General features: G+C 39.0%; 23 protein-coding genes. 9 read left to right on the top strand and 14 right to left on the bottom strand.

Features of this window, described 5'->3' with window-relative positions:
• The first annotated feature begins 16 nt into the window (after positions 1-16).
• The gene (locus tag ABD009_RS04090; RefSeq protein ID WP_343822916.1) at positions 17-1,342 is read left to right on the top strand and encodes a Na+/H+ antiporter NhaC family protein; all 1,326 of its coding nucleotides are present in this window, start codon (positions 17-19) and stop codon (positions 1,340-1,342) included.
• A gap of 127 nt (positions 1,343-1,469) precedes the next feature.
• Here the strand turns inward: ABD009_RS04090 and ABD009_RS04085 are convergent, their stop codons facing one another.
• The 4 genes from ABD009_RS04085 to ABD009_RS04070 all read right to left on the bottom strand — a co-directional run bounded on the left by ABD009_RS04085 (position 1,470) and on the right by ABD009_RS04070 (position 5,451).
• On the bottom strand, positions 1,470-2,663 hold the full coding sequence (locus ABD009_RS04085) for an amino acid aminotransferase (RefSeq protein WP_343822914.1): 1,194 nt from the start codon (positions 2,661-2,663) through the stop codon (positions 1,470-1,472).
• 35 nt (positions 2,664-2,698) lie between these two features.
• Complete coding sequence (locus tag ABD009_RS04080) at positions 2,699-3,373, bottom strand: GAF domain-containing protein (RefSeq protein WP_343822912.1); 675 nt, start codon at positions 3,371-3,373, stop codon at positions 2,699-2,701.
• A gap of 104 nt (positions 3,374-3,477) precedes the next feature.
• Positions 3,478-5,136, bottom strand: a complete 1,659-nt coding sequence (locus ABD009_RS04075) for an ATP-binding SpoIIE family protein phosphatase (protein WP_343822910.1) — start codon at positions 5,134-5,136, stop codon at positions 3,478-3,480.
• 9 nt (positions 5,137-5,145) lie between these two features.
• Positions 5,146-5,451 carry an STAS domain-containing protein gene (locus ABD009_RS04070; RefSeq protein WP_343822908.1) on the bottom strand — a complete coding sequence of 102 codons (306 nt, stop codon included), beginning with the start codon at positions 5,449-5,451 and terminating at the stop codon, positions 5,146-5,148.
• 215 nt (positions 5,452-5,666) lie between these two features.
• Here ABD009_RS04070 and ABD009_RS04065 point away from each other — a divergent pair, with 215 nt between their 5' ends.
• From ABD009_RS04065 to bamJ, 4 genes are all read left to right on the top strand, one after another.
• Positions 5,667-6,011, top strand: a complete 345-nt coding sequence (locus tag ABD009_RS04065; RefSeq protein ID WP_343822906.1) for an SUI1 family translation initiation factor — start codon at positions 5,667-5,669, stop codon at positions 6,009-6,011.
• Between the two features lie 34 nt (positions 6,012-6,045).
• Positions 6,046-6,849, top strand: coding sequence for a response regulator (locus ABD009_RS04060; RefSeq protein WP_343822904.1), 804 nt, complete (start codon positions 6,046-6,048; stop codon positions 6,847-6,849).
• Between the two features lie 24 nt (positions 6,850-6,873).
• Positions 6,874-7,269: a DUF2391 family protein gene (locus tag ABD009_RS04055; RefSeq protein WP_343822902.1), complete on the top strand. Its 396-nt coding sequence runs from the start codon at positions 6,874-6,876 to the stop codon at positions 7,267-7,269.
• Positions 7,270-7,344: 75 nt separating this feature from the next.
• Complete coding sequence (gene bamJ / locus ABD009_RS04050; RefSeq protein ID WP_343822900.1) at positions 7,345-7,962, top strand: BamJ family beta-barrel-assembly machinery protein; 618 nt, start codon at positions 7,345-7,347, stop codon at positions 7,960-7,962.
• A gap of 72 nt (positions 7,963-8,034) precedes the next feature.
• On the opposite strand, the gene ABD009_RS04045 is transcribed toward bamJ, so the two are convergent.
• The 4 genes from ABD009_RS04045 to ABD009_RS04030 form a co-directional block, all read right to left on the bottom strand.
• Positions 8,035-9,525, bottom strand: a complete 1,491-nt coding sequence (locus ABD009_RS04045) for an aminotransferase class V-fold PLP-dependent enzyme (protein ID WP_343822898.1) — start codon at positions 9,523-9,525, stop codon at positions 8,035-8,037.
• Positions 9,526-9,672: 147 nt separating this feature from the next.
• Positions 9,673-10,131: an Lrp/AsnC family transcriptional regulator gene (locus ABD009_RS04040; RefSeq protein WP_343822896.1), complete on the bottom strand. Its 459-nt coding sequence runs from the start codon at positions 10,129-10,131 to the stop codon at positions 9,673-9,675.
• Positions 10,132-10,256: 125 nt separating this feature from the next.
• On the bottom strand, positions 10,257-10,967 hold the full coding sequence (locus tag ABD009_RS04035; RefSeq protein WP_343822894.1) for a DUF3379 family protein: 711 nt from the start codon (positions 10,965-10,967) through the stop codon (positions 10,257-10,259).
• On the bottom strand, positions 10,960-11,475 hold the full coding sequence (locus tag ABD009_RS04030) for a sigma-70 family RNA polymerase sigma factor (RefSeq protein WP_155695502.1): 516 nt from the start codon (positions 11,473-11,475) through the stop codon (positions 10,960-10,962). Before ABD009_RS04030 ends, ABD009_RS04035 begins: the two co-directional genes overlap by 8 nt.
• A gap of 109 nt (positions 11,476-11,584) precedes the next feature.
• Between ABD009_RS04030 and ABD009_RS04025 the strand changes: the two genes are divergently transcribed.
• The 3 genes from ABD009_RS04025 (at position 11,585) to ABD009_RS04015 (ending at position 14,388) form a co-directional block, all read left to right on the top strand.
• Positions 11,585-13,354, top strand: coding sequence for a bifunctional lysophospholipid acyltransferase family protein/GNAT family N-acetyltransferase (locus ABD009_RS04025; protein ID WP_343822890.1), 1,770 nt, complete (start codon positions 11,585-11,587; stop codon positions 13,352-13,354).
• Between the two features lie 12 nt (positions 13,355-13,366).
• Complete coding sequence (locus ABD009_RS04020) at positions 13,367-14,095, top strand: 1-acyl-sn-glycerol-3-phosphate acyltransferase (protein ID WP_343822888.1); 729 nt, start codon at positions 13,367-13,369, stop codon at positions 14,093-14,095.
• A gap of 86 nt (positions 14,096-14,181) precedes the next feature.
• Positions 14,182-14,388, top strand: a complete 207-nt coding sequence (locus ABD009_RS04015; protein ID WP_343822886.1) for a hypothetical protein — start codon at positions 14,182-14,184, stop codon at positions 14,386-14,388.
• A gap of 77 nt (positions 14,389-14,465) precedes the next feature.
• Here ABD009_RS04015 and ABD009_RS04010 read toward each other — a convergent pair whose 3' ends face one another.
• Complete coding sequence (locus ABD009_RS04010; protein ID WP_343822884.1) at positions 14,466-15,644, bottom strand: chorismate mutase; 1,179 nt, start codon at positions 15,642-15,644, stop codon at positions 14,466-14,468.
• 4 nt (positions 15,645-15,648) lie between these two features.
• Entirely contained in the window at positions 15,649-18,051 is a 2,403-nt protein-coding gene (locus ABD009_RS04005) for a penicillin acylase family protein (RefSeq protein ID WP_343822882.1), read from the bottom strand.
• A 232-nt stretch (positions 18,052-18,283) separates the two neighbouring features.
• Between ABD009_RS04005 and ABD009_RS04000 the strand changes: the two genes are divergently transcribed.
• Positions 18,284-20,929, top strand: a complete 2,646-nt coding sequence (locus ABD009_RS04000) for an EAL domain-containing protein (RefSeq protein WP_343822880.1) — start codon at positions 18,284-18,286, stop codon at positions 20,927-20,929.
• A gap of 33 nt (positions 20,930-20,962) precedes the next feature.
• Here ABD009_RS04000 and ABD009_RS03995 read toward each other — a convergent pair whose 3' ends face one another.
• Genes ABD009_RS03995 through ABD009_RS03980 form a run of 4 tightly spaced genes read right to left on the bottom strand, consistent with a single transcriptional unit; the run spans position 20,963 to position 26,199 of the window.
• Positions 20,963-22,645, bottom strand: a complete 1,683-nt coding sequence (locus ABD009_RS03995) for a BatD family protein (RefSeq protein WP_343822879.1) — start codon at positions 22,643-22,645, stop codon at positions 20,963-20,965.
• A gap of 53 nt (positions 22,646-22,698) precedes the next feature.
• Positions 22,699-24,714, bottom strand: coding sequence for a vWA domain-containing protein (locus ABD009_RS03990; RefSeq protein WP_343822878.1), 2,016 nt, complete (start codon positions 24,712-24,714; stop codon positions 22,699-22,701).
• Positions 24,714-25,703, bottom strand: coding sequence for a vWA domain-containing protein (locus ABD009_RS03985; protein ID WP_343822877.1), 990 nt, complete (start codon positions 25,701-25,703; stop codon positions 24,714-24,716). The genes ABD009_RS03990 and ABD009_RS03985 overlap by 1 nt, the downstream gene beginning before the upstream one ends.
• On the bottom strand, positions 25,696-26,199 hold the full coding sequence (locus tag ABD009_RS03980) for a DUF4381 domain-containing protein (protein WP_343822875.1): 504 nt from the start codon (positions 26,197-26,199) through the stop codon (positions 25,696-25,698). The genes ABD009_RS03985 and ABD009_RS03980 overlap by 8 nt, the downstream gene beginning before the upstream one ends.
• Between the last annotated feature and the right edge of the window lies 1 nt (position 26,200).

The following is a 26,200-nucleotide window of genomic DNA, read 5'->3' as shown; positions in this document are numbered from 1 at the left end:
AAATCAGAGGATCATAATGACTGAAATGCAAAAATCTGGGTGGGCACTTTTACCACTAGGTCTATTTATTCTCTTGTTTTTGGGAACTGGGATATACCTGCAATCAATTGGCGTAGAGTATGCGTTTTATCAATTGCCTGCACCTGTTGCTATTATTCCAGCGCTATTATTAGCTTTGTATTTAAATGGAGTTCTTTTACCAAACAGGCCTAATTTAGATGACAGTTTATCTGTCTTAATTAAGGGCATGGGCAATAATAACGTTATTACCATGTGTTTGATTTACCTGTTAGCCGGGGCTTTTGCATCGGTAGCGAAAGAGGCTGGTGGAGTTTCAGCCGTGGTAAACCTGGGTATAGGTGTTATTCCTAGTGCTTACTTAGTAGCTGGCCTTTTTGTAATTTCAGCTATTATTGCCACTGCGATGGGCACCTCAATGGGTACAATCGGAGCGGTGGCGCCTATTGCATTTGGCGTTATAGAAGTTACTCAAATTGATCCTGCAGTCATGGCTGGTGCTATTGTGGGCGGTGCGATGTTTGGTGATAACTTAAGCTTTATTTCAGACACAACCATAGCCTCAACAAAAACACAGGGTGCTGAATTAAAAGATAAATTCAAAGAAAATCTAATATTCTCTGTGCCCGCTGCTATTTTCGTTTTAGCCATTTATATCTTTTTAGGTGGTGAGCCTATTGAGGCAATTCAAACCAGCGAACAAACGAGTGCCTTACTTGCCTTACCTTACTTCTTTATTATCGTACTAGCTGTTTTAGGACTTAATGTATTTTTAGTTCTATTGTTAGGTATTTTGCTTTCTGCTTTATCAGGTGCGTTTGTAGGCACTTATGAAATTGGTTCTCTAGGACAAGATATCTACGCAGGTTTTGCAAACATGCAGGAAATATTCTTACTTAGTTTATTAATTGGTGGTTTAAGTGAGCTAATGAAACATCAGGGAGGCTTGGAGTTTTTAGTTAGTAAAATAAATAAAATACTGTCGAAAGCTTCAAACTCGGCGCTTTATTTCAAGAATCAAGTGGCTATTGCTTCGTTAGGCTTAGTGACGAATAGTGCCATTGCAAATAATACCGTCGCAATCATTGTATCGGGTGACTCTGCTAAGAAATTGGCTACACAAGGTGAAATCTCGCCAAAGCGCAGCGCTAGTTTATTAGATATATTCAGTTGTATTACGCAAGGCTTAGTTCCTTATGGAGCGCAAGCATTGTTGGCCGCAGCATCATTTGGCATTTCACCATTAGATGTCATCACACACGTTTGGTATTGCGTCATATTGTTCTTTGTTAGCGTTATCGTTATGTTCGCTAGGAAGTCGTAGCGATTGTTATTTAAAGCATAAAAAAAGGAAAGCATGTGCTTTCCTTTTTTTGTGTCAGAGCTAATGTATAGCTCTGAATTATAGACTTTCTGTCAAGCTCACTCAGAGCTATCTAGGTAAGCCTTGTTTACTTATTGAGTACAGTAGCCAAAGCCTTCGCTAAATAGTCAGCGTTGCTCTTGTTAACGCCTGCTACGTTAATACGACTTGAGCCAACAATATAAATACTATAATCGTCTTTTAGCGTTTGGATAGCTTCTTTATCAATACCTAAGAAAGAGAACATACCGTTTTGTTTCGCAATAAAGTCAAAGTTGCCTGGTACATTATGTTCTTTGAACTTTTCTACAATGTAGCTGCGAAGCCCATTAATTCGAGTACGTTTCTCTTGTAACTCTTCTTCCCATAAAGCGCGAAGCTCAGGGTTGGACAAAATGTTTGCTACAACCGCCGCGCCATGAGCAGGAGGCATTGAATAAATTGCTCGAATAACGTTTAGAGCAACGCTATATGCAATCTCTGTTTGTTCTGCTGTTGCAGTCATAACACTAAAGGCACCTACGCGGTCTCGGTATAAACCAAAGTTCTTAGAACAAGAAGCGCAAACTAATAGCTCGTCTAACTGTTCTGCAAGTAAACGAACACCTGCGGCGTCTTCATCTAGACCTTTACCAAAACCTTGATAAGCAGAATCAATTAAAAACGTGAAACGTTGCTTTTTGGAAATGTCAGCAACAATTTGCCACTGCTCTAACGTTAAATCCATACCGCTTGGGTTATGACAACAAGCATGCAATAAAACAACGTCACCAGCAGGTACGGTATTTAAAGTTGAAACCATTTCGTCAAACTTAAGGCCCATGGTATCAAAATCGAAATAAGGGAATTCTTTAGTTTCTAAACCAGCTGCACCAAAAATGCTGAAGTGGTTTGCCCAAGTTGGGTTGGTAACCCAAATAGAGGCATTAGGGTTTGAACGTTTAATAAACTCAGCTGCAACACGAAGAGAACCTGTGCCACCTGGCGTTTGAGCTGTTTTGATGCGGTTAGCTTTAACCGTAGCATGGTCACCAAAAACTAACGATGTCATTAACTCGTTGTATTGAACATCTCCCGCTAGGCCAAGATAAGACTTTGTTGTTTCAGTCTCTAAACGAATTTGTTCTGCTTTTTTTACAGCACGCATAACTGGTGTATCACCAGTTTCGTTTTTATAAACGCCAACACTTAAATCAACTTTTTTTGGGTTTGTATCGGCTTTGTATTCAGACATTAAGCCTAGAATAGGATCTGTTGGTACTGGTTTTAATTGCTCAAACATTAGAATTCTCTTGCAGTTTTGCCTTGTTAGGCGGGTTAGTGCAACGAAAGTAGATTTGACAGTTTAGTACAAACAGCAGCAAGTTTTTGCTGTGTTTGCTCATCAAAGCTATCAGTTGCAAAACATTCTGCGTCTATAATACCAACTATTTTTTGATTAGGGCTAGTCTGAACTAAATTATTATTATTGTTATTCTGTAAACAATTGTTGGGTGCTGAAAAAATTGGCCAGCATAACTCTGATTGTACCTTTGGGTCGCAGGTATAATACTCACCGCCATTTGCTCTATATTCACTAACATCATTGATGATCTTGTGGTGCCCAGTTAACGCTACTGTTACGTTGTTACTGATTTTAGAGAACTCTTCATTTAACGGGAATTCAGCTCTAGATGGTTTGCCAAAATATGAAAGTTTTGTAAGCACTCGCTCTGACGCGCTGTTGTCACGCGCTAAGTAAACACCAAACCAATCGACTTTTGTATTGTTATGAACCCAGTCTACAACTGATTGAACTTGTTTTAATACCTGTAACTCATGCTCATGTAATTGAGAGGCCAAATCAAAAGGGGTTTCGTCAAGTTCACCAAACAATGAACACGTGCCACCTTCGCCTAATAATGGAACTTGATAAGATAGTGTTAGAGAAGGGTTATGCGATGCACACCACAATTCAATCTGTTCTAAATAGCTGTTTTTCTCAAATAACATAACACACCTCAAATACACATAAATACGTTTAGACGTCTAAACGTAGGGAATGCTAGATCAGGTTTAACCTAAAGTAAACAAAAATGTGCTACTTTTTACCTATATTAGTCCTCTAATATGTATTCAATATAAACCTCATTTCCTTTGTCGTTATATTGCACGAGTGATGCTATTTCTTTGAGCAGTTTGAGCCCTCGACCAAAGTCATCATTTTCATTATGTGATTTAAGAGCCTGTTCGTGATTAAAACCATCGCCACTGTCGGTTACTTTTATGGCTAATGCTTTTTTATTGGGAATATAATCGATAACCAATTCAATAAAGTTATCTTTTAGGTTGGCGAGTTTTGACTCTCGTTCATTATAATAGTGAATAAACCCATCTCTTTTTCGTTTTAGTTTTGAGTCCATTCTTAATACGCCGTGTTCTAGCGCATTATTGTAGGCCTCTGAAAGGATAAGAAAAATATTAGATTTGTGCCTGAGTACACCTTTAATGGAGCAAACGGTATCGGTTATCTCTGATATAGGATCTACTTTTTTCAAGTAGTCGGAACAAAGCCTAATGCTTTGCTGTTGAGGCATAGTAGAGAAGTTCTCAAGTTGTTCACAGGGTAACTCAGGGACATCACATTTTAATTCAATGATAGTGATGTCATCGTTTTGAGAACATAGGCCTTTATGTTCCTTCACCGATTGAATCAACGAGTCCATGTTCGAAGTATTGTTATTGCTTAAAAGATCACTAAGTTTATCTTCACCAAACAACTCATGGTTGGCATTTTCGAGTTCGATCAAACCATCAGAATATATAAGTAGAGTATCTAACTTATTAACATGATAGATAGACTGGGTATCATCAAATTCTAAAGTAGGCAATATTCCTAAAGGCATATGCATTGACGGTATTGAGGTTTTCACGCCTCCATTAGGATGAAGCAGATATAAATCAGGCACACCTCCAGCCCAAACTGATATTTGTGTGGCGCTATAATTTAGCTCGACTATCGCTGCAGCACAAAACATTTCAGTGGGTAATAAACCATAGAGTGTTTTATTAATTTCGGTGGCAATATCGGGTATTGATAATCCTTTTTGCGTCAACGCATAAAATGCTCTTGAAACAGGTAAGGTGCCAATGGACGCGGCTAGACCATGACCCGTAAAGTCGCCCATAAACACATATACACTGCCTCTCGGGCTCAGTGCTGTTAGTACTATGTCACCATTAAATGTCTCTGCTGGAGCTAAATGCGTTTTTATTAGAGTTGGGTTTATATAATTATTCGAAAGTGCTCGTTCGTAAATGTGTTCTATTATTTGGAATTCACGCTCGGTTTGAATTTTGTAATAGTCTAATTTTTTCTTTTGTTGGAAGGTCTTTTTACTAAGTTCTCTTGTTCTTGCGTGCGCTTCAATTTTGGCTGCCAATATGACTTGGTCGAACGGTTTACTAAGAAAGTCATCGCCGCCCACTTTTAAGCACTCTTTAAGAGACTCCTGATCATCCAAAGCAGTTAAAAATATAATAGGTAAATAAACATCTTTGGATAGGGCTTTTAATTTTGGTGCTGTTTCAAACCCGTCCATAACCGGCATAATGACATCAAGTAAAATGATATCCGGTTGGTGGGTGACAAACTCTTTAATAGCTTCTGCACCATTAGCTGCTGTGATAACACTATGGTTATGCAACTCCAACGATTTAGTTAGTATGGTGCGATTAATATTTTGGTCATCAACCACCAATATTTTTAGAGGCATATCAATCCCTCAATCGATATCAAACTTTTTATCAAACCTAGATATCTGCAATATTTTTTTAATTTGAGGTCGGCAGTTTGATATTTTAAACAATGACACTTTTTCACTGAGTAGTTTTTGCATGTTGAGTAACATACCTAATGCAGAACTATCCATATATTCTGTTTCTCTAAGGTCAACAATTACCGTGCTCACATCAGAGCTTACATTTGCATATGCAAGTCTAAAGTCTTGAACTAGGTTGAAGTCAAACTTGCCTTTTACATGAATACTAAAGGTTGTTCCGTCTGCAGAAGTTGACGTGTTTAAGCTCATTATGTCGCCCTTATGGTCTGTAATTGAATAAAAAATCGGTCGCTTAGATAAAACAAACTATAATATTAATTAAAGGTTTGTAATCTATGCGGCTCTTTACGTTATAGACCAAATGTGGGCCTCTGACAAATCTTAACCACTGAGATAAAAGGATTTTTAAATAAAAAAAGGTGTGGTAGATTCCCGAGCCTTTATAAATCTAGAAAAGGTAAGTTATGTCGGACTGGCAAAATCAATTAGGTAACTTAGTTTACTCTACTAAAACGGGCAAAATAGATAAAAAAGAAGTCCCTGCTGAAATCTTAGGGGAAGCCTATTCCGATGGCTTTTTAAGAATTGAACGTCAAACAAAAGGGCGGAAAGGCAAGGGCGTTAGCATAATATCAGGCCTATCCTTACCACCAGAGGAATTTAAAAAGTTAGCGCAAACGGTTAAGAAAAAGTGTGGGAAAGGCGGTGCAGTGAAAGATGGAACGATAGAAATTCAAGGAGATGATAGAGAACAAATTAAAGCAGTTTTAGAATCCTTAGGCTATAAATGTAAGTTAGCCGGCGGTTAGGGTTTTATATATTCTTATAAAAAGAGAACAATTTATGTCCAATTTATCACCAAGTGATTTATCAATACTTGTAGTAGAACCATCAAGAACACAACAAAAATTTATTGCAAAGGAATTGGCGAAAGAAGAAATTACGCATGTAGACTTTGCTGATGGCGTTCAAGCAGCGCTAGAAAAAGTCGCTAATTCTGAACCCGATCTAATAACCAGTGCTATGTATTATGAAGACGGTACTGCGTTAGAATTAGTTCAACAACTAAAAAGCAATGAACGATTTGCCGATATCCCATTTATGTTGGTATCAAGCGAGCATAAAAAAGAACAGCTGGAAATATTTAGGCAGTCAGGCGTTGTTGCTATTTTACCTAAGCCTTTTACCCCTGAGCATTTAGGCACCGCGCTTAATACAACGATTGACCTAATTAGCACAGAAGAAATGGAGCTGTCTTTCTTTGATATCAAGTCAGTGCGTGTATTAGTGGTAGATGATAGTCGAATGGCTAGGAACTTTATCAGTAGGGTTTTGACAAATTTAGGTATTGAAAAAATTACACAAGTAACCGATGGTTCTGAGGCAATTGAAATTTTAGGTCATGAAATGTTTGATTTAGTTGTAACAGATTACAACATGCCTGAAGTAAACGGCGAGGAATTAACTCGTTTTATCCGAACTCAAAGCGGTCAATCTCATATTCCAATTCTAATGGTAAGCTCTGAGGCAAACGATACTCATTTGGCAAACATTGAAAAAGCTGGCGTAAATGCCCTTTGCGACAAGCCGTTTGAATCAGATAATGTAAGAAGAATCCTTTACAACTTACTCGAAGGCGATGATTAGTCGCCCAACTGAACAAGGAGTGTTATGCCGTTAAGTTTTAATGCCGAAGATGCAGGGCAAGTCACCATAGGCGCCTTTGCTCTTGCGGTTCCAATCTCATTTTCAGAAGAAGCTTGGAACCTAGGGGATACGCTGCCAATGATTAACCTGTTACTGGTATTTATTTTATCTATCAGCTTTTTAGGGTTGTTTACATATGGCAGTGTTTTTCAAGGCAACATTAGATATCGAGTCCCGGTGTTCATTTTCCGAATTGTTATTGCCTACTTGCTTGCTGCGTTTGTAGTGTCATTGGTACTTCTCTCTCTTAATAAATTCCCCATCATAGATGAGCCTCTTTTGGCTTTTAAACGTTTAATCTTAATCACCATGCCAGCCTCAATGGGTGCAATAATTGTAGATAGTTTCGACAAAGAATAGCCAGCCCACTTTATAATTAGTGCCACTGTGCTAACATTCCGGTTTTATTTACTACAGCAAAAAAAAGAGAGTTATATGTCTCAGTTTACATCAGTAGAACAACAAGCAAGTTATGGAATCGGTCGTCAAATTGGTGACCAAGTTGCAAGCAACCCATTTGAAGGTTTAGACGCAACTGCTGTAGCACAAGGTGTTATTGATTCTTTGGAAGGTAAAGAGTATGCCGTTGAAGTTGAAGACTTACGTGCAGCATTTGGTGTTATCAATGAGCGCATGCAAGCTGCTCAAGCTGAGCAAGCGAAAGCGGCGTCAGCTGAAGGCCAAAAATTCTTAGATGAAAATGCTCAACGCGAAGGCGTTACAGTTACTGAATCTGGTTTACAGTTTGAAGTAATCACAGAAGGTTCTGGTGAGAAGCCAACGGCAGCAAGCACAGTTAAAACTCATTATCACGGTACATTAATTGACGGTACGGTTTTTGATAGTTCTTATGACCGTGGTGAGCCAGTTGAATTCCCTGTAGGCGGCGTTATCAAAGGTTGGACTGAAGCATTACAAATGATGACTGTTGGTTCAAAATGGCGTTTAGCGATTCCTTATGAATTAGCGTACGGTGAACAAGGTGCTGGTGGTGCGATTGGTCCTTACCAAACACTAGTATTTGATGTTGAGCTATTAGAAATCGTAGCTTAATTTAGTATAATCACTGCGGAACAAAAAAGAGAGCACATGCTCTCTTTTTTATTATTTATGATAGTTATACGATTATGACGCTTGGCTTAGAAGTGTTGAATCGTATTTTGAATCATCAATGAGTAGGTAGTCACCTAAACGCTCATCAAATTTATATTCGTTTTGCCATTCATTTGCATTTTCAACAACGCGTTTAAGACTGCTAACAACAAAGCGCGCCTCAGCATCTGTATTAGTTGGGTGCAACGATATGCGAACCCAGCCAGGTTTGCGTGATAAATTGCCATTGTTCACTTCATTGACAATTTGTTGTGACTGCTGCTTATCTACGTTTAATAGAATATGTCCATAAGTTCCCGCACAACTGCAACCGCCACGAGCTTGGATACCAAACTTATTATCAAGCAACCTAACAATTAGGTTGTGGTGCAGATTCGTTACATAAAAAGAGACAATGCAAAGACGATTTTTAATATTTGGCTCGAGTATATTAACGCCTGGGATATCACTGATACCGGCCATCAGAATTTTCCTCAGGTGTGTTTCTCTTTTTTCAATATTACTAACGCCCATTTCATCCTTTAACTTTATTGCTTGCGCAGCCTTTATTGTCTGCAAAAAGCCGGGTGTTCCACCATCTTCTCTTTTTTCAATGTCTTCATAAAATGCTTGTTCGCCCCACGGGTTTGTCCACAAAACAGTGCCACCACCGGGTTTATCAGGTGCAATATTATGCCGAGCGTACAGAGCTTTATTAAAAACGAGTATTCCGCAAGACCCTGGTCCACCAAGAAACTTATGAGGAGAAAAGTAAATACCATCCAATTGCTCCTCTGGATTTTCCGGGTGCATATTGATGTCCACGTAAGGTGCGGAACAGGCGTAATCTAGAAAACATACTCCGCCATGTTTATGCATAGTTTTAGCTAACAGGCCAACGTTTGTTTTTATACCAGTTACATTACTACAAGCTGTAAATGCGCCAATTTTTAATGGACTTTGTGAATACTGGATTAATTTATTTTCCAAGTCTTTAATACATGGTTGACCATCCGGTGCTCGCTCTAGAACTTCAACAGTAACGTCTAAAGTATTCCAACTCGTTTGATTAGAGTGATGTTCCATATGTGTAACAAAAACGACAGGCTTTAAGTTTGTTTTATTTTTGTTAACAAAATGGGTAAACTTTTCGAAAAGCGACGTAGAATTAGAGTATATATTCTTTTGTTTTAAACCCATGAGCCGTTGTAGCTTGATAATGGCGGATGTTGCACCAGCCCCTGTACATATTAGTACGTCATTTTCATCGGCGTTCACGTGTTGTTTAATGGTTGCTCTAGCCTGTTTATAGGCTGCTGTAATTATACGGCCAGTTTCAGTGTTCTCAGTGTGAGGGTTGGCAACATAAGGACCAATTTGTTCTGAAATGTAATGTTCGATAGGCCTATAAAGGCGGCCACTTGCAGTCCAGTCAGTGTAGAGTAAATTGTGTGCGTTGAGTTGGCTTTTTAGATTCAAACCTATAGTTTTATCTCTATAGGTAGAAAAATATTCCTCTAACATGAAGGCTCCAGGTGATTATATTCTGTAAGCTATTATGTTAGAAATTATTGAAATCTTTTTTCTATTTAACAAATAAACAAAAAGCCCATTAGAAATATTTTTCTTAATGAGCTTGCTGGGAGAATATTTCTTCCGGTTGTGGGCCTATTAACTATAAGTTAATGGGATTTCCGTAGAGTACTTCATTTGCTCCATCGCAAAGCTGGAACTAACATCGCTGAAACCAGCTTGTCTAATTAGCTTTTGATAAAACTCATCGTAAGCTTTCATGTCTGGCACTAATACTTTCATCAGGTAATCAGTTTCGCCACTTAATCGATAAAACTCTACAATTTCTGGCGAGCTATTGGCGAACACTTTTACAGACTCTGCCCACTCAGGAGTGTGTTGGTTTGTTTTGAGACTAACAAAGACCGTCAAGCCAACATTGAGCTTTTCTGAATCTAATAAGGCAACTCTTTTCCTAATTACGCCATTATTTTCAAGCTGTTGGATACGTCTCCAGCATGGGGTTTGACTTAAACCGATTTGCTCAGAGATCTCGGCCAATGAGAGTGAACCGTCTTCTTGCAGTAAAGAAAGAATGTGGCGATCAAAACTATCCATATTTATACTCCTTATTACTCAATAGTAATTATATCTAACTTGAAGCAGTATCATAGCCAGAAAATTCTATCTTGAATAGGAGGTACGACTTGTTTGAACGCCTACTCACCTTACCAAACCGCCGATTAAGCTTTTTGCCAATTAATTTTGCTAGAAATCCGTTTTTTCCAGTCTTCCGCTGATGACTTTTCTGCGGTAATTACAACCATGTCGGCAAACTTATTTGACAAGCTAGTTCCCACATAACGATTTTGGCTTACTGTTGATTGAGAAGACAAGCCGCTATCTTTCGGTACTATAAACACAGTGACATCTTCACCTTTGTCAGACATAACAATGTGTAGGCTACGTGTTCCTTCAAATCGACAAAAACTAACAAACTTGATTGCAGCGATATTATCTACCAGCGTGCCTCCAAACTCAGCAAGCTTTGCATTTACTTGCTCTAATGTGTAGTTACTATTTGTTGGAATATGATCAAGCTCCGACTCCATGTGAGAGATCGCATGGCTTATCAACATTGTGGTGTTTTTTAAAGGGTACAAAATACTAGTACTAATACCAACGGCAAATATAATAGAAGCGGCAACGGCCCATCGTACAGTACTTATTTTCGACTTATTATTTTTGCTATTTAAATGTTTATTGAGTAGTACTCTATCTGCATAGTTTTCTGGTACATCAATCATTAGTGCATTTTTTAGCTTGTCGTCAAAACCCATCATTTCTGCTCTGAATTTGGCTTTTTTAGAGTCTGCTGAGCAAGCGCTTTTAATATCACTGTCTGAATCTTGAGGATCAGCATAAATACGTCTTCGGAAAGTTAAATCATCCATTTTGAGCCCCTTTTTGCATTGAATTAGTATCAAGAATTTCTTTTAATTGGTTTCGTGCACGGAATAGTCGAGTCATCACTGTATTTTTATTGAGTTCAAGGATGCTGGCGATTTCTTCACCAGAAAAGCCTCCAATAACCTGCAGAATCAAAGGCTCTCTATATTCTTCACTCAATTTAAATATCTGTCTTTGTAATAAGTGATTTTCCATTTCTTGTTCGGTACTGGTACTCGTTAAGTCTGAAACTTCATAATCATCTATATCCACTAGGTCTAATTGCTTTCGCTCAAATCGACGTGCATTTTCCCTTCGCAAAATAGTGATCAACCAAGATTTAGCAGCATTGTTATCTTTTAATGACTCCAGCGAACGCCATGCGCGCAAGAAGGTTTCTTGAACAATATCATCAACGACATTAGCGTCTCTGCAGAGCCAATAGGCATATCTATACAGATCTTTGCTATAGGCCCTAACGAGCGTTTCATAAGTAAGGTATTTTGTTTTCATGTAGCAATAGACCTTGTTGCGCTAAAAAAAATTTCCCTTTAGCTGTAATGAAGTGGTTTAATTTAAAAACAAACCTCTTCAGGCAATTAAAAGTAACCAAACAGTCGTTATGATCAGTAATCAATTTGAACAGTCAAACATTAGCTTACATTCACTTTATCCTAACTTGTCTAAGCACTTTTTGTACAAGTATATATTGTCGGTTGGCGACAAGCTCATGGGATTGGACAAGCTCCAAGCTATATATGATAACAGTGGCTTTAAGGGCTTACCTTACAAAGAGTTTGCCGACACTCTGATTTCTGAGTTTAAAACGCCAGTTGTGGGAGTTGATAATCTACAAGCTAATCTACCCAAAAGTGGTCCTGTCATTATTGTTGCTAATCATCCATTTGGCTGCATAGAAGGCATTGCGTTGGCCTCGGAAGTTATGAAGATTAGAGGTGACGTTAAGGTTCTTGCCAATAAGGCGTTAGCTATGTTTCAGGAGCTACAAAGCCTTTTTATATTTATCGACCCATTAAAACCCAAAGAACCTACAAATATGAAAGCACTAAAAGATTGCCGTCGGCATTTAAATAGTGATGGGGTGCTGATTCTTTTTCCAAGTGGCAAGGTGTCAGAGTTTGAATCAAGTAAAAAACGGGTCTGCGATGGAGATTGGAATCGTGTAGCTGCCCATTTAGCGCGTTCCTGTGAAGCGAAGGTTGTCCCTGTTTTTTTTGAAGGTACAAACAGCTCACAATTTTTATTGTTAGCGAAAATTTGGTCAAAGCTAAAATTAGTGATGTTGTTCAGAGAGATGATGAACAGGAGAGGCTCACCAATAAATATGAACGTAGGCAGGGTACTGACACCAGAGATTTTATCTTCGCTTAAAGATGTTGGTGCAATGAATGACTATTTACGAGCTCAGGTTTATGCTTTAGACCCCAAATATCAATACACATGGCCGGCAGACAAAACGACAAAAATGCTTCCATTAGCTCAGCCGATTTGTAAATCCAAGATTTCGGAAGAACTGCTGCAGTTACCCAAGGAACAAAAACTAGCCCGCTATAAAGGGTTTACAGTTTATTACGGTTATCAACATCAAATTGGTAATATTGTTTTAGAAATTGCAAGAGAGCGTGAACGAGTGTTTCGACTTCACAATGAAGGTTCGGGCAACGCAATGGACACTGATAGTTTTGATGCAACCTATGTTCACCTTTTTATTATACAAGACCAAACCTTGGATCTGATAGGCGCATACAGAATGGGGCAGACTGATATTTTATTAAAAGATGGAAATCTAGAAAACCTTTATCTCAGTAAAATGTTTAGCTTCAAATCAAATTTCATAAATCAACAGGAGCCATGTTTAGAAATGGGTCGCTCTTTTATCGTTCCAGAGCACCAGAAAAGTTTTTATGGTTTATATTTATTATGGCGAGGCATAGGAGAGTTTGTTGTAAAACACCCACAATACAGAAGGTTATATGGCACGGTTTCAATTAGTAAACTTTATTCACCAAACAGTGTTGAATACATGAATAGAATACTTACAGAGCCGTCTGAGGAAGTTGAGGCAAATTACCCCTTTAATGTGCCGAACAACCCTGAATTGGAAGACTTTACCTCTAAACATCGAGAGCATAATGGTGTATTATCCGCGCTCGTTTGCGGTACAGAGCTTGACGGTAAGGACATCCCCGTCCTCATGAAGCAATACCAGAAGCTTGGCGCTCGATACTACTGCATTGGTATTGACAGAAGTTTTAATGATACTCCAGGAATGTTATTGAGTGTTCATTTACCATCTGCACCGAATAAATCACTCAAGCAATACCTTTCTAATGGACTAGATGGTTACTTAGCTTATAAAAAAGAACATTAAAAAGGGTCAAAAATGCGAGCAAACCGCTTTGCACAATGCTTTAGCTTTACGGTAATGTCGACTGTAAAAGCCATTAGCTTTTTGTTTTATCGATTTGAAATTAAATGGCTTAGTAAAAAGAAGTTTGAAGCATTAGATGACGTTAAGCTTATTGTCTTACTGAATCACACAAGTTTATTTGAGGCACTGTTTGTCCGGTTAGCGCCGTTCCGTTTTTTGTGGAAAATAGCAAGACACTTGCTAATTCCAATCGCGGATATCACTGCTAGCAGACCAGTGGTTGGTAAGTTTTTTAATGCGCTGGTTCCTGGATTTGTGCCAATCAGTCGTAAAAGAGATGAATCGTGGGACAACTTCTTAAAGAGCGTAAATGATGACGCCATTGTCGCTATTTTACCAGAGGGAAGGATGCGTCGTCATGATGGCAATGACAAACATGGTAATCCAATGACAGTGCGAACTGGCGTGGCAGACATCATAGAAGAGTTAGATGATGGAAAGGTATTATTTATTTACAGCGGTGGTATGCATCATGTACAAATACCAGGTCAGACGTTACCTAAATTGTTTAAAAAAATAAAAGTTAATATGGAAATGGTAGATATCAACGATTATAAAGATATTCTTCACCATCCAGAAAAGAAGACGCGTAAAGCTCAGATTGTTAAGGATATACAAAAGCGCTTGGAAGACTTTACGCCGTTTTGCAAACGCCAGCCATATAACAAAAATGACGAATAGACATTTTTTATTACATTTTAATATATTGAACACAAGCTGCTATTAGGGCAAACTTTTGTTGGATACAACTCAAACTAGGAAGTGTCATGTCTCAAATTAAAGAGTCATTGGACAAGTTAAGACAAGCTACTGAAGCGCTAGAGAATAATATTGGTATGAATAATACCCAAGGTACTAATGTTGAAAGTTTACATAAATCTTTAACAGAAGTGCATGAGCACATAGAGTTTATAAAACAGAGCTTAGGTGAGGATACATCTTCTCCCATTCGTTACATAGACGAGTGTGGATAATGAAAAAGGTAACCTAAATGGTTACCTTTTTGCTAATGCTAATGCTAATGCTTAACAGCAAAGCGTTAAATAAATTACTAAGACTCTAAAGTCAGTTTAGCGGGTGGGACATCTTCCGTAGGATAGCAGCCAAGTACTTTCAAAAAGCGGGTAGACGCTCTTAGCTCTTCAATCGCATTCTCTAGGTTGTTGTCTCTAATATTACCTTCAACATCAACATAAAACATTTCTTCCCACGGGTTACCTGTGATTGGCCTTGATTCTAACTTACACATATTCACGTTGTGAGACTTTAATATTAATAATGCATCAACCAGTGCCCCAGGCTTTTGTTCTGTTGACATTATCCAAGTGGATTTAGCAGGAACTTGAGGCGCCACTGAAATTGCTTGATTGGCTAAAACTATAAAACGGCTATAGTTTTTCTTTTGGTTGGCCAGTGCCTCGGCAATGATACTAAGGCCATATAATCTAGCTCCTTCACCACTACCTAGTGCAGCTACAGTGCCTGTTGTATCATTTTGAATTGCTTCAAACGCAGCCGATGATGCCTCGCAATGTTCTATTTCCACACCATCAAACTGCGCTAGGAAATGACTACACTGCGCATAAACTTGAGGGTGTGCATATAGCTTTGTGATCTTATCCATACTAGTTGGAACCGCACTGACCATACAGTGATTTATTGGCTGTGTAATTTCGCCAACAATGGACAAGTCAGTGTGTTGCAGTAGGTCGTATACGTCATTAATACTGCCGGATGATGTATTCTCAATTGGCAAAATCCCGTAATCTGCGTGTTTATGCTCGACCTTTTCAATTATTTCTAAAAAGCTAGAGCAACCCATTGCTTTTAGTTGACCCGGAAATCGAGAAAAATAACGATGACAGGCCAAGTTACTATATGACCCATGGCTACCAAGGTAAGCAACACGATTAACACCATTCTCGCCAGCAGGTAAGTTTAGGTGCTGTTGAAGTAGAGCTTGCTGGTGCAAAACAGAGTCTTCAATAATGGTTTGAAAAACCTGTTTAACAAAGTAGGCGTCTAACTGCATATCTTTGCCACGATTAATAAGATCTACCAACATCTGCTCTTCGCGTTGTAAATCTCGAATTGGCTTATTGTTCTCTATTTTTTGCTCAGCTACAGATTTAGCCAACATACGTCGTTTTGACAATATAGTTAACAACTCTGAATCCAGTTGTGAAATTTGTGTTCTTATGTCCGATAATGGATTGGTTGTAATGGTCAAAAATCTAATCTCGCTCTTTTGGTGTTAACGTTAATGTGTACTCTGTACTTCCCGGAAGAAGAGGGGATGGTGTACCTTGTATCCAGTTCTTATGGCCATTTCCATAATATGGACTTAATGGGTGACCACTTTGGCCACTTGGCATGTGTAAAATAGCAGACTCTTCGTGTCCCGGAGAGACTACAAAACGTTCTGACGAGCCAAAGTCAGGTCCTTGTACTCTTGGCATATAGCTATCTCCAGCTGCAGGCATGCTTGGCATATCAAGCAACCAACTCAAAGCCGGTACAGCTTTTGAAAGCGGGTGCTGTACTTTTGCAGTATTAATGGTTCCCCAGTTTGCGTTGTCTAGAGAGCCGTGTTTATCTTTTAACTTCTTAATGGTTCTCAATAGCGCCTGTTCTAAGAAGTCGTTCCAATTAGCAAAACCGGTTGGTGAAATATGCTCAGGTTTGCTCGTTAGAATAGCCCACATCGGAGTTTCAATTTGGTGACGAATTGGATGAATATCTACTTTTGATGTTTTAGTGTTTTTTAAAGGCGCTAGCAAAATGTCAAACATAGATTGACGAACTTCCACCCTAAAGGCCCTAACAATTGTGTACCCCACAGAGTCAATAGATGCGCGTTGCTGCCAATTCTCGATATGCAATTTTAACGCTTCGAGTTGATTTTCACTCACAAAGTCTGGTGTTAGTAACTCGTCATTAATAAGAGCCTGCCAACGAGTTAAGAAGAGCGCTTTGTTGTCATTTTGGATGTTCAAGAAGTCTTGTTCGGAAAACTGGTCTAGCGCAAATAGACCTTGTTTTATTTGTAAACTGCGAGCGCCAAGTGCATAACCGCCGTTGCCAATTTTCTTATACATATCATTGCCAACAACTCTGCTATTACCAGTCCAAACTCTATTGGAAGAAGGGTTCATTACAGTTGGCTTTTCTTCGCTTGAGAAGTAGCCTAACCAACGATAGTCGCCTTGACTCCAATCTTGGGGCGTTTCCCAATCGGGTGAATCTAATGAAGACTCTTTGACAGGCATAGGTCCGGCAATGGTCCAAGCAATTTGACCCTGATTATCGGCGATCACTATGTTTTGAGCTGGGATGGCCATAGTGTGCGCAATATTAATAGCTTGTTCAGTAGATAATGCGGTTTCAAGGTTAAGCAGATTAAAGTTCATGCCTTCTGGGTCGTGAGCAGTCCATCGCATTGATAAAGGATTGCCGTTGCTATCATAACCAATAATTGGGCCCCACTGCGAAGATGAAATGGTAATGACTTTGTCTGCGCCGCCTTTAACTTTAATGATTTCTTGTTCTTTAATAATCGGCTTGTTGCCAGATGGCGTTTTATAACTCTTACCTTTATCCGTTGTATTTAAAACAATAAGATCACTCCAATCGCCATAACTGTTTGTGAACCCCCAAGCAATTTGTCGATTACTTCCCACCACCATTGCCGGTGTGCCGGGTAAGGTAACGCCATCTATCGCTATTTTTCGGTCATTTATTGGATATCTAAAACCTGCACGGTACCAAATATTAGGAACTCTGATCCCCAAGTGCATATCGTTAGCTAGCATTGCAGATTTGGTTTTACTGAGTTCGCCACTGACCACCCAACTATTGCTGCCAGGAAGTGACTCATGGTGGTTGTTTGATAATACGTAGTAAGGCGCTGTATCTAATGAGTTATTTGCAGTGCTCTGGCTTTTAAAACCTTGCGTTGGAATCGGGGATTCTGGGAAACGGGTATCATCAATTGATGCATCCCATATTGAACCTGCTGGATTTAAGAAGTGGTAGATGTCACTACCAAAATGATTCTTTATTTTACCTAGTAATTGTTCTCTGTCGCCAAATTGGTGCTGAAGATCAATATACATACTGTATAAAACAAGCAGGCTATCTTCAGCTTTCCAGTCAGTTGGAGCTGTATTGAGTATTAGGTATTCAAACGGTTTAACGGTCAAATTTGCTAATCCCGCATTAACGCCTTTTGTATACTGTTCTAAAATTTGCCTGTGATCTTGAGGCAAGTCTTTTAAATACCTTGTTGCACGCTTTCTAAACTGATGAACTCTTATTTTACTATCAAAATCAACAGCTAATGTTCCAAATAACTCAGAGAGTTCACCAGCTGAGTTTTTTCTCAATAAGTCCATTTGGAAAAAGCGTTCTTCAGCATGAACAAATCCCAAAGCATATGCAATAGACTCTCTAGACGTTGAGGTGAAGGTGGCAATACCATTATTATCTCGTTCAACGGTTGTTAATTCAGGGATTGGAGTTGTTATTTCTGCATTAAGTGTAGGTTTACTCGAATTTAAAGTGAAATAGACTAAAATACACAAAAGGGGTACTAGTATCGCCGTTAGTTTTATTATCCTTAATAACCAAATCATCATATTGTCTCTTTTGTTTTTTTTAGTGTAATTTAGAGTTCTTAACCGTAAGCTATCATTTTATCAATTAATACTCCATCGCAAAGTGGGGTTAAACAGCGGTCTGTAGGGGTATTATTTGTATTTTATTCTCAAGTATAAAAGTTTGAATTTTAAACATGCTACTCTGGCTTTTCTGCTGACCTTTTTGATATTAACTGCTTATTTTTACGTGTTTTTGCACACCAATAAAAATATGATGCTTGAGCAATCTCAGAACCTAAGACAAGCAACCCTTGCCCAAAGTACAGAATCTATACGTAAAAAAATAACTCAATTGGAAAGGCAAGTTAAAGACTTGTCCTTGTCGGTTTATGCGAATACCAATTTGTCGGTTACTGCAGTTAAAACGCTCTTATTAAAGAAAAAGGTTGAGGGCTTTGATGTTACTTTTAAATCGGCAGACAGTTTAAAGGTTAAGAGGAGGGAAAGTCTTGAAGGGTATTTGTTTGTAAATTCCAAAAACAAGTTTGAGCCTTGGTCTAGCTACCTAGTTGATGACAAAAATGAAGTTCGTTTTGAATACCAAGTACCTGTTTATTCTAATCAAAAGTTAGTTGGTATCCTATCTGGTGCACTTAATATTAATAAAGACGAAATACTGTCGTACTTTAGACAAACAAACGTTAATGTTTTTATCCACAATCAATTTGGTGAACTCGTCTATCACCCTGACTTTGGAGTAAAGTATATAAGGTCTAGTGATGCCTACGGTATCAATATTCTAGCGGGCAGTGCTCGCAGAGAACCTTTGATGCAGTTTATTAATAGTAATATTGCTCACAGTCCACACTCTTTCTTTATGGATTTAGGAAATAAATATTTAGCAAGCACTTGGCACTTGCCTGAGTTAGGTTGGTTTATTGTAGCTTATGAAAATGAACAACATTTATTAGCCGCACAACAAAAAGCGTTTACAGAGTTTATTACTTTTGCTGCTATCGCTTTAATACTGGTATTTGTACTTACCTATATTTTAAGCCTGTTAATTATAAGCAGGCCGCTTAAAGTAATGACTAATCTTGTAAATTCACCAGGTCAGGTTTCTAACCTTCGGTTATTGGGCAAACAAGATGATGAATTGGCTGATTTGAGTGAAGCTATTTATCAGCAGTTATATCAACTAAATAGAACTCGAGAGTTAGACTTAAAAACGATTGGTGACTTAGAGTCGAAATTGGCTGATTCTAAAGGCTTGGCACAAGTCATAGCTCATTCTGACAATGCAATCGTAACCTTAGGTTTAGACTATTGCATAATGACCTCAGACATAAAAATGGCCAGTCTTATTCACTCTAACGATGAGTGTCTTAAAGGTGTTAGTTACTTTGAATTTGTTCATCCCCACATGGCATTCATAAAAGAGCAAATAAAAAATGAACTTAGGCGAAAGCAGAGTTGGCGAGGTGAGTTAATTCTTAAACCCAAGGGCAGTGACGATGAAGTCTGGGTTAATTGCAGTATAACGTCGGTACGAGACGATTTGGGAACTGTCATTAGATATGTGGTTTCCCAACAAGACATTTCTTCCATAAAAGAATCTCAAAATAAAATCGAGAGGTTGGTTTACACGGATGACCTCACCAATTTATCTAATCGAACTTTTTTTGTGGCTCAGTTAGAGAAGCTTGTTGAGATAAGTAAACGGGGACGATACGACTTTGCATTAATATATTTTGATGTAGATGACTTTAAAAAAGTAAATGACTTATATGGTCATGAAGTTGGTGATCTGCTGTTAAAGGAGTTATCAACTCGGTTGTCCTATGAACTAAGAAATGAAGACACGTTGGCGAGAATGAGTGGCGATGAGTTCGCAATGTTGCTAGGAGGCATCAAATCTGAGCAGGATGTCATTGTAAAGGCTCATGCCATATTAGCAGCGGCAAGCCTTCCTTTTACAATAAAAGGAAAGGTAATTAATTCAGGTGTGAGTATAGGCGTAACAATGTCGACTACAGACTCACAAGACCCTGAGTTACTATTGCAACACGCAGACCTCGCGATGTATGAAGCTAAATCATTGGGTAAAAGCTCTTATCACTTTTACACTAAGGCTCTTAATGACGCCACGCGGCTACGTATTCAAATGGAAAATGAATTAGCCAAGGCAATCGACAAGCAGGAGCTAGAGCTTGTTTTTCAGCCTAAAGTAAATAGTCAGAGCATGGAATTGGTGGGTTTTGAAGCTTTACTTAGATGGCATAACGACACACTGGGCTTTATTTCCCCCGCAGACTTCATTCCTTTGGCAGAGCAGAGTAACCTGATATTGAAAATTGGTAGCTGGGTTATTGAGCAAGCTGCTGAGTTTGTTAGCCAACAAAACAAAAAAGTACCGGTTTCAATTAACTTAAGTGCCAAGCAATTTGAAAGTGGCAAGGTTACATCTGAGCTAAAGGCTACTATTGAGCGGTATGGGATTAAACCTTCTCTTTTAGAAGTAGAGATTACAGAGTCCAGTTTAATGACGGATGTTGAAGACGCAATTCGCCAACTTTATAGTATTCAGGCTTTAGGTGTTGGTATTTCAATTGATGATTTTGGGACAGGTTATTCTTCTTTGGCTTATATAAAAAGGTTTCCAGTGGAAACGTTAAAAATAGATAGGTCGTTTATTAAAGATATACCTGATGATGAAAGTGATATGGAAATTACCGCTGCTATTATCGCTATGTCTCAAAAGTTAGGGTTAGAAGTTATTGCTGAAGGCGCTGAAACCCTAGCACAAGTCGATTATCTAGCTCAAAATGGTTGTTATTTAATTCAGGGTTACTTTTATAGCAAACCTTTATCGGCTGCCGATGCACATGCCTGGCAACCGAATAAAGAACAAAACTAGGGTAAAGATAGAGTTAGAAAACCATTGCCACTGTTAGGCTTTATTTAACGGTGGTAAGAACTGACTTTTGCTTACGGTGCTTTTACTTTTGTTAAATTTAGAAATAGCTTGCCATAACAATTCACCTTTCCAGCCGTTTTGAGTTTGGCTAAATCTAGCTTTATTTAAATCATCTATAGACATTATTAACTCAGCACTCATGTGCTTTTTTGCATCATCATAGCTAGTGCACTCTGGGAAGTTGGTTGTAATCCACTCCGCAAGTAAAGAGCTCGTGGTATTCGCTTGATGGCTTAAACAAGCTCGCTTTAGTTCATTAATATCAAACTTTTGCGGTGAGTTTACATCTAGGCTTACCGTTTGATTAGGGGTTGGTTTGTTACTTCTAAATATGTAAATCAACAACATAATAATGAAGGCTAGCCAACCACTACCTAAGCCAATCCAATAAGCCAATCCTAGTTTATCAGTATTGTCAGAAGTACCTGCTAGATTGCAATCACAATCGGATTGTTGATTTTTATTTGCAGACGCCCCGTTTAACGGTTGGTTACCTGCAGTGTTGTCTAGTGTGGTTGTCGTAATTTCATTACCAACGACGGTAATTGTTTTTGCGGGTAATGTGGCAACATCTTGGCGCTTAGTTTTAGTATTAAACCATGTCACTTTAACCTCCGGGAAGGTATATGTACCAGGCGCATTAGCAACTACAGCTTCAGAAGTAATTCTTTGCGAAACTAAAGCGTTCTGCCTTACTACAGAATGAGTTTTTGATTGGTCAGGGTAAACTTTTACGTTTGCCGGATATTGGCCTGAAACTTCCGGTAGTTGTTCTTCATTGACATTAAGAGCGGTCAACGTAATCGTTCTAGTTATTGGCTCACCTACATCAAAAGTATCTTTAGAAGGTGACCACTCTTCGTTCAATTGCACAATAGAACTTGGCAGCCATACACCCGTGTAGCTTGTAGGAATAGGTTGTACGTTAATTGTAAAATCTTGACCAAAAGCGGTTACTGGTTTGCTTTGAGAAAAGCTAGAAAATGCAGAACGACGTCTTGAAGGCGCTGTTACATCGCCGTTGAACGTAGGTGAAACAACAGTAAAGTCTCCACTTGATTGTGGCGTAATAGTGTAGATTCGTTCAATAACTCGGTATCTAATACCATTAATTATTTCAGTGGCATCTTTATCTTTACCTTGCTGTTGAATCAAGGCTCCATCAAGCGTTGGCTCAGACAGGCTGCCGCTTTGCAGTTGAACTTGTGGTGATATATATAATTTAGTTGTAAGTTTAACGGACTGCTGAACATAAAGGCTGCTGGTTTCTAAGGTGTTTTTTATAAAAATACTTTCGTCTTTGTAATCTTTGGAGGAGGAGGCTCTGACGACATTTACTTCAATAGGTGAAGTAGAAGCATTAGCTAGCTTTAAAGCTGGGATAGTATAAATACCTTGCTGTTTTGCCGTTAATACCACACTCCATGTTGTACTTTTTTGTATAGAACCATTAATTATTTGCGTTTGAGAGCCAGTCGCGGTTCTGCCTACAATGAAGCCTGTTTTCTGTAAAGAGGATAGGTCTAAATCATTGGTATTAACAGAGTCATTTGCTTCAATTTTTAATACAAACGATTCTCGCTCCATAACAGGGTTGCGATCAACACTTGCATTTAATTCGATGTTTGCACTGACTTGAAAGCTTAATAGCAGCACGAATGCACTGAATAAAATGCGAATTTGATTGGTAGGAAAAGCCTTAAAACTACTTACCACGATTTAGTTACTCCTGTTGCTCGTCTACGCTCTTGTTGTCGACGACGACTTTCTAAAATCATTTTATTTCTTAATAGCACTGACGGATCATCGTCAACTTTTCTAAGTAATTGCTTAATTTTTTGTTGCTGTTCTTTTTCTGCAATCTGTTCTGGCGTGAGCTGAGTTTTCTGCTTTTGACCAGTGTTTTCTGTACTATCAGGTGTCTCATCAGTACCGTCTTTATTCGCTTCATTTAGTTCAGACTGTTGCTCTTGAGCCTCACCTTGTTGCTTACCATTTTCATTGTTTTTTTGCTGTGATGGAGAGTCTGAAGGTTGGTTTTGTTGCTCAGATGACTGTTGATCTTGTTTTTGGTCATTTGAACCATTTGTTTCGCTATCGTTTTGATTCTGCTCTTGCTGTTTTTGCTGGCCGTTTTGCTCATTGTTTTGTTGATCACTTTGTTGATTCTTTTGTTGATCGCCTTGCTGGTCATTATTTTGAGATTGGTTAGGGTCAGCTTCACCCTCACTCTCATTGCTATTCTCAGAGTTTGATTGCTGTTCTTCTTTTAGTTTCTCAATTAGCTCTTTATTTGTTTTAGCGTCTTCTAAGTTGGGCTGTGCTTTAAGGGCTTTGTTATACGCTTCAATAGCTTGGTCTAACTGACCTAATTGCGCTAGAGCGTTACCTTGGTTGTACAGGCCTTGGGCTGAAGTATCTTCTTCAAATAGTTTAAGCGCGGTTTCATAATCACCGGCTTTGTACGCAGAAGCTGCTCGCCATTGAGGATCATTAAACTGCTGTTGAGCATTGTCAAAATCATTTGCTTGATAAGCCTCGCTGGCGAGTTGGTCATTGGTTTTGAACACTGCGTTTACAATATTATTTAAGGTAGAAGGGGGGTGATTGTCACCACTGGTATTAGGCGTATCAGGCAATGGAGCCGCTTTACTTGTGTGGGCTGAATTTGCCAGCGCAGGCGCAGGCGCTGAAACTGATAAAATAAATGTAACCGGCAGCAAAAGAGCGATTGTTGCGCCTTTTCTAAAGGCAAATAAGCAAATGGGTAAAAGAAGTAGCACTACGTAAGGTCCAAACTCCTGCCAGTCATCACCTGTTAAGTCACTTTCAGGTTGGTTGTTTGGTGCATCCTGTTTCGAGGTGGTTTGTAACTGGCTAGCTAGACGTTCAATATCCATATCATTAGCTGTAACGGGCTGATATATGCCGCCAGACAGCGAAGCCAAGTCGTCGAGAGCAGATTCATTTACTTTAGGCATGACAATGTTGCCAGAGTTGTCTTTTAGTAAAGAGCCATCTTTCATTTTTATTGGTGCCCCAGCTTGAGTACCCACGGAAAGTATATTTATATTAAAGGGACTTGCTCGCATAAATCGTTTTAATTCGGTTATGTCTTCATACTCAACGCCGTCAGTTATCCAGTAAATTTGGCCAGACAAATATCCAGCTTGTTGCATTAAAGATTGCGCCTTTTCTAAACCAAGTAACGGATAACTGCCAGGTATTGGCATGATTTCAGGTGATAGACTAGGAATGAGGGCGGTGATATTTCTGGCGTCTTGTGTCAGTGGCGAAATAGTAAAAGCGTCCCCAGCATAAGCAACTAAGCCAACGTCGCTATCTTTTAATGACGTAGCTAAATCAATGGCTTTAAATTTTGCTTTGGTCAGCCTGTCTGGCTTTATGTCAGTGCTTCTCATTGAAAGCGACATGTCCATAACTATAATGTTCGCAGTTTGGCTTTTAAATACTGGTTTCTCAATCTTTTGCCAAGTTGGGCCTGCTAGTGCAACAACAGAAAATAACCAGGCTATTGCTAAACCAATAGGAAGTACTTTGCTTGCGTTTTTTTGCTTGCCAGAAAAGAGAGTGTTGGATAAGTGTTCAGGAATCCATTGTTGCCAATCACTTTGGTTTTGTTTTCGGAGTCTAAATGCCCATACGATTGCTAGCGGTACTAATAAATAAAAGCATTCAGGGCGAAGGAAATGAAAATCAGACATTACGCATTACCTCCAAATTTGATTCGACCTTTCAGTAAATTACCTATAACTAAAATAGTCGATAGCAATAAAGCAAAAGCTAAAGGCCAATAAAACAGAGCTTGTTGTGGTCTTAACTGAATAGGATCATCTTCAACCGGCTCTAGTTGGTCTAGCATTGAGTAGATAGTTTCTAGCTCATCGGTATTTCTTGCTCTAAAGTACTGACCGCCAGTTTCTTTGGCAATTCTTGTTAATAAATTTTCGTCTAAGTCTGCAGAAGGGTTTACTCGTCGAGTACCAAAAAAGCTTCGAACCAACATTTCATCTGCACCAATACCAATGGTATAGACTTTGATACCTGTTTCTTTCGCAATCTCTAAGGCGTCAGTAGGGGAGATGTTGCCCGCGGTATTTTGACCATCGGTAAGTAGGATTAGAATTCGGTTTGATTCACCTTTGTCATTAAAACGTTTGGCAGCTAAACCAAGCGCATCGCCAATTGCGGTTTTATCGCCTACTAAACCTAGTTCAGCCTCGTCTAACATTTGCCTAACAGTCGCGCGGTCATAGGTTAATGGTGTTTGTACATAGGCTGTATCAGCAAACAAGATGAGTCCTAGTCGGTCACCCACTCTTCGTTCTATAAAGTCATTTACGACAACTTTTAACATAGTAAGTCGGTTTACCGTTCGGCCTGATATTTTCATATCTTCTTCATTCATCGAGGCTGATAAATCCACGGCTAAAATCATTTCTCGGCCTTCTTGCGGCACTGTGATTGGCTCACCTATCCACTGTGGACGCATTGCTGCTAGTACAAGCGCTACCCATACTAGTAACCAAACCCAGGGGAATGCTAGAGGGTTTGATTTTTGCTGTTGTTTATCTACAAGGTCAAACGTTGGTAATTGAAGTGCCGCTTTTTGCGCGTCCTGTTCAGGTAATAACCAAACTAAAAAAGGCAACGGCAATAAAAGAGCTAACCATATCCACTCAAAACTAAACATTGGTAGCACTCCAACGTTCTGTTATTTGCTTTTGTTTTTTTGAAAGCGGTAACGTGTTTTTAACCCAGTTTTGGGCAGTATTAAGGTATTCGTCTGCATCCTTAGCTGAACATTTTGGTTGATAAGCCAACTGGCTGAAGTGAGTTGGTATTTTGTGCGTTTCACTCAGAGTGTTTAAGCTCTCAAACCACTGCTTGCTATTCATGCTAGCGATGCTTTCTCTTGAGGTATATACCAGCATTACTCGTTTTAAAATGTCATTAATGGCAATCACTGTTTTGTGCGGATGAGGCTCATTGTGAATTTGTTCTAGCATTTTTAGTGCTTGTTTTTTTGCTTTGTTGTTTTCAATTCTCTTTATCACTAATCGTATTACGACGTATATTGAAACGACGACTAATACCATTATTAACCACCATCCCCACGCTAAAGGCCACCAAGTAATTGGCTCTGGAGTTTGAATGTCTTTTAATTGGCTGAGTACATTATTCTGCATG

It is taken from the genome of Psychrosphaera haliotis, assembly GCF_039523615.1.
Classification (GTDB): Bacteria; Pseudomonadota; Gammaproteobacteria; order Enterobacterales; family Alteromonadaceae; genus Psychrosphaera; species Psychrosphaera haliotis.
Note: the sequence above shows the minus strand (reverse complement) of the source record. Positions and strands in the feature narration are given on the sequence as shown.

What these genes read in the sequence shown, in the direction of transcription:
- ABD009_RS04075 (WP_343822910.1), bottom strand. Translation starts at nt 5,136, where the DNA reads ATGCCTCTAAAAATATTGGTGGTTGATGACCAAAATATTAATCGCACC.
- ABD009_RS04025 (WP_343822890.1), top strand. Translation starts at nt 11,585, where the DNA reads ATGATCAGTAATCAATTTGAACAGTCAAACATTAGCTTACATTCACTT.
- ABD009_RS04020 (WP_343822888.1), top strand. Translation starts at nt 13,367, where the DNA reads ATGCGAGCAAACCGCTTTGCACAATGCTTTAGCTTTACGGTAATGTCG.
- ABD009_RS03980 (WP_343822875.1), bottom strand. Translation starts at nt 26,199, where the DNA reads ATGCAGAATAATGTACTCAGCCAATTAAAAGACATTCAAACTCCAGAG.
- ABD009_RS04045 (WP_343822898.1), bottom strand. Translation starts at nt 9,525, where the DNA reads ATGTTAGAGGAATATTTTTCTACCTATAGAGATAAAACTATAGGTTTG.
- ABD009_RS04040 (WP_343822896.1), bottom strand. Translation starts at nt 10,131, where the DNA reads ATGGATAGTTTTGATCGCCACATTCTTTCTTTACTGCAAGAAGACGGT.
- ABD009_RS04060 (WP_343822904.1), top strand. Translation starts at nt 6,046, where the DNA reads ATGTCCAATTTATCACCAAGTGATTTATCAATACTTGTAGTAGAACCA.
- ABD009_RS04005 (WP_343822882.1), bottom strand. Translation starts at nt 18,051, where the DNA reads ATGATGATTTGGTTATTAAGGATAATAAAACTAACGGCGATACTAGTA.
- ABD009_RS04085 (WP_343822914.1), bottom strand. Translation starts at nt 2,663, where the DNA reads ATGTTTGAGCAATTAAAACCAGTACCAACAGATCCTATTCTAGGCTTA.
- ABD009_RS04065 (WP_343822906.1), top strand. Translation starts at nt 5,667, where the DNA reads ATGTCGGACTGGCAAAATCAATTAGGTAACTTAGTTTACTCTACTAAA.
- ABD009_RS04000 (WP_343822880.1), top strand. Translation starts at nt 18,284, where the DNA reads ATGATGCTTGAGCAATCTCAGAACCTAAGACAAGCAACCCTTGCCCAA.
- ABD009_RS04030 (WP_155695502.1), bottom strand. Translation starts at nt 11,475, where the DNA reads ATGAAAACAAAATACCTTACTTATGAAACGCTCGTTAGGGCCTATAGC.
- ABD009_RS03985 (WP_343822877.1), bottom strand. Translation starts at nt 25,703, where the DNA reads ATGTTTAGTTTTGAGTGGATATGGTTAGCTCTTTTATTGCCGTTGCCT.
- bamJ (WP_343822900.1), top strand. Translation starts at nt 7,345, where the DNA reads ATGTCTCAGTTTACATCAGTAGAACAACAAGCAAGTTATGGAATCGGT.
- ABD009_RS04055 (WP_343822902.1), top strand. Translation starts at nt 6,874, where the DNA reads ATGCCGTTAAGTTTTAATGCCGAAGATGCAGGGCAAGTCACCATAGGC.
- ABD009_RS03990 (WP_343822878.1), bottom strand. Translation starts at nt 24,714, where the DNA reads ATGTCTGATTTTCATTTCCTTCGCCCTGAATGCTTTTATTTATTAGTA.
- ABD009_RS04015 (WP_343822886.1), top strand. Translation starts at nt 14,182, where the DNA reads ATGTCTCAAATTAAAGAGTCATTGGACAAGTTAAGACAAGCTACTGAA.
- ABD009_RS04090 (WP_343822916.1), top strand. Translation starts at nt 17, where the DNA reads ATGACTGAAATGCAAAAATCTGGGTGGGCACTTTTACCACTAGGTCTA.
- ABD009_RS04070 (WP_343822908.1), bottom strand. Translation starts at nt 5,451, where the DNA reads ATGAGCTTAAACACGTCAACTTCTGCAGACGGAACAACCTTTAGTATT.
- ABD009_RS04080 (WP_343822912.1), bottom strand. Translation starts at nt 3,373, where the DNA reads ATGTTATTTGAGAAAAACAGCTATTTAGAACAGATTGAATTGTGGTGT.
- ABD009_RS04035 (WP_343822894.1), bottom strand. Translation starts at nt 10,967, where the DNA reads ATGGATGATTTAACTTTCCGAAGACGTATTTATGCTGATCCTCAAGAT.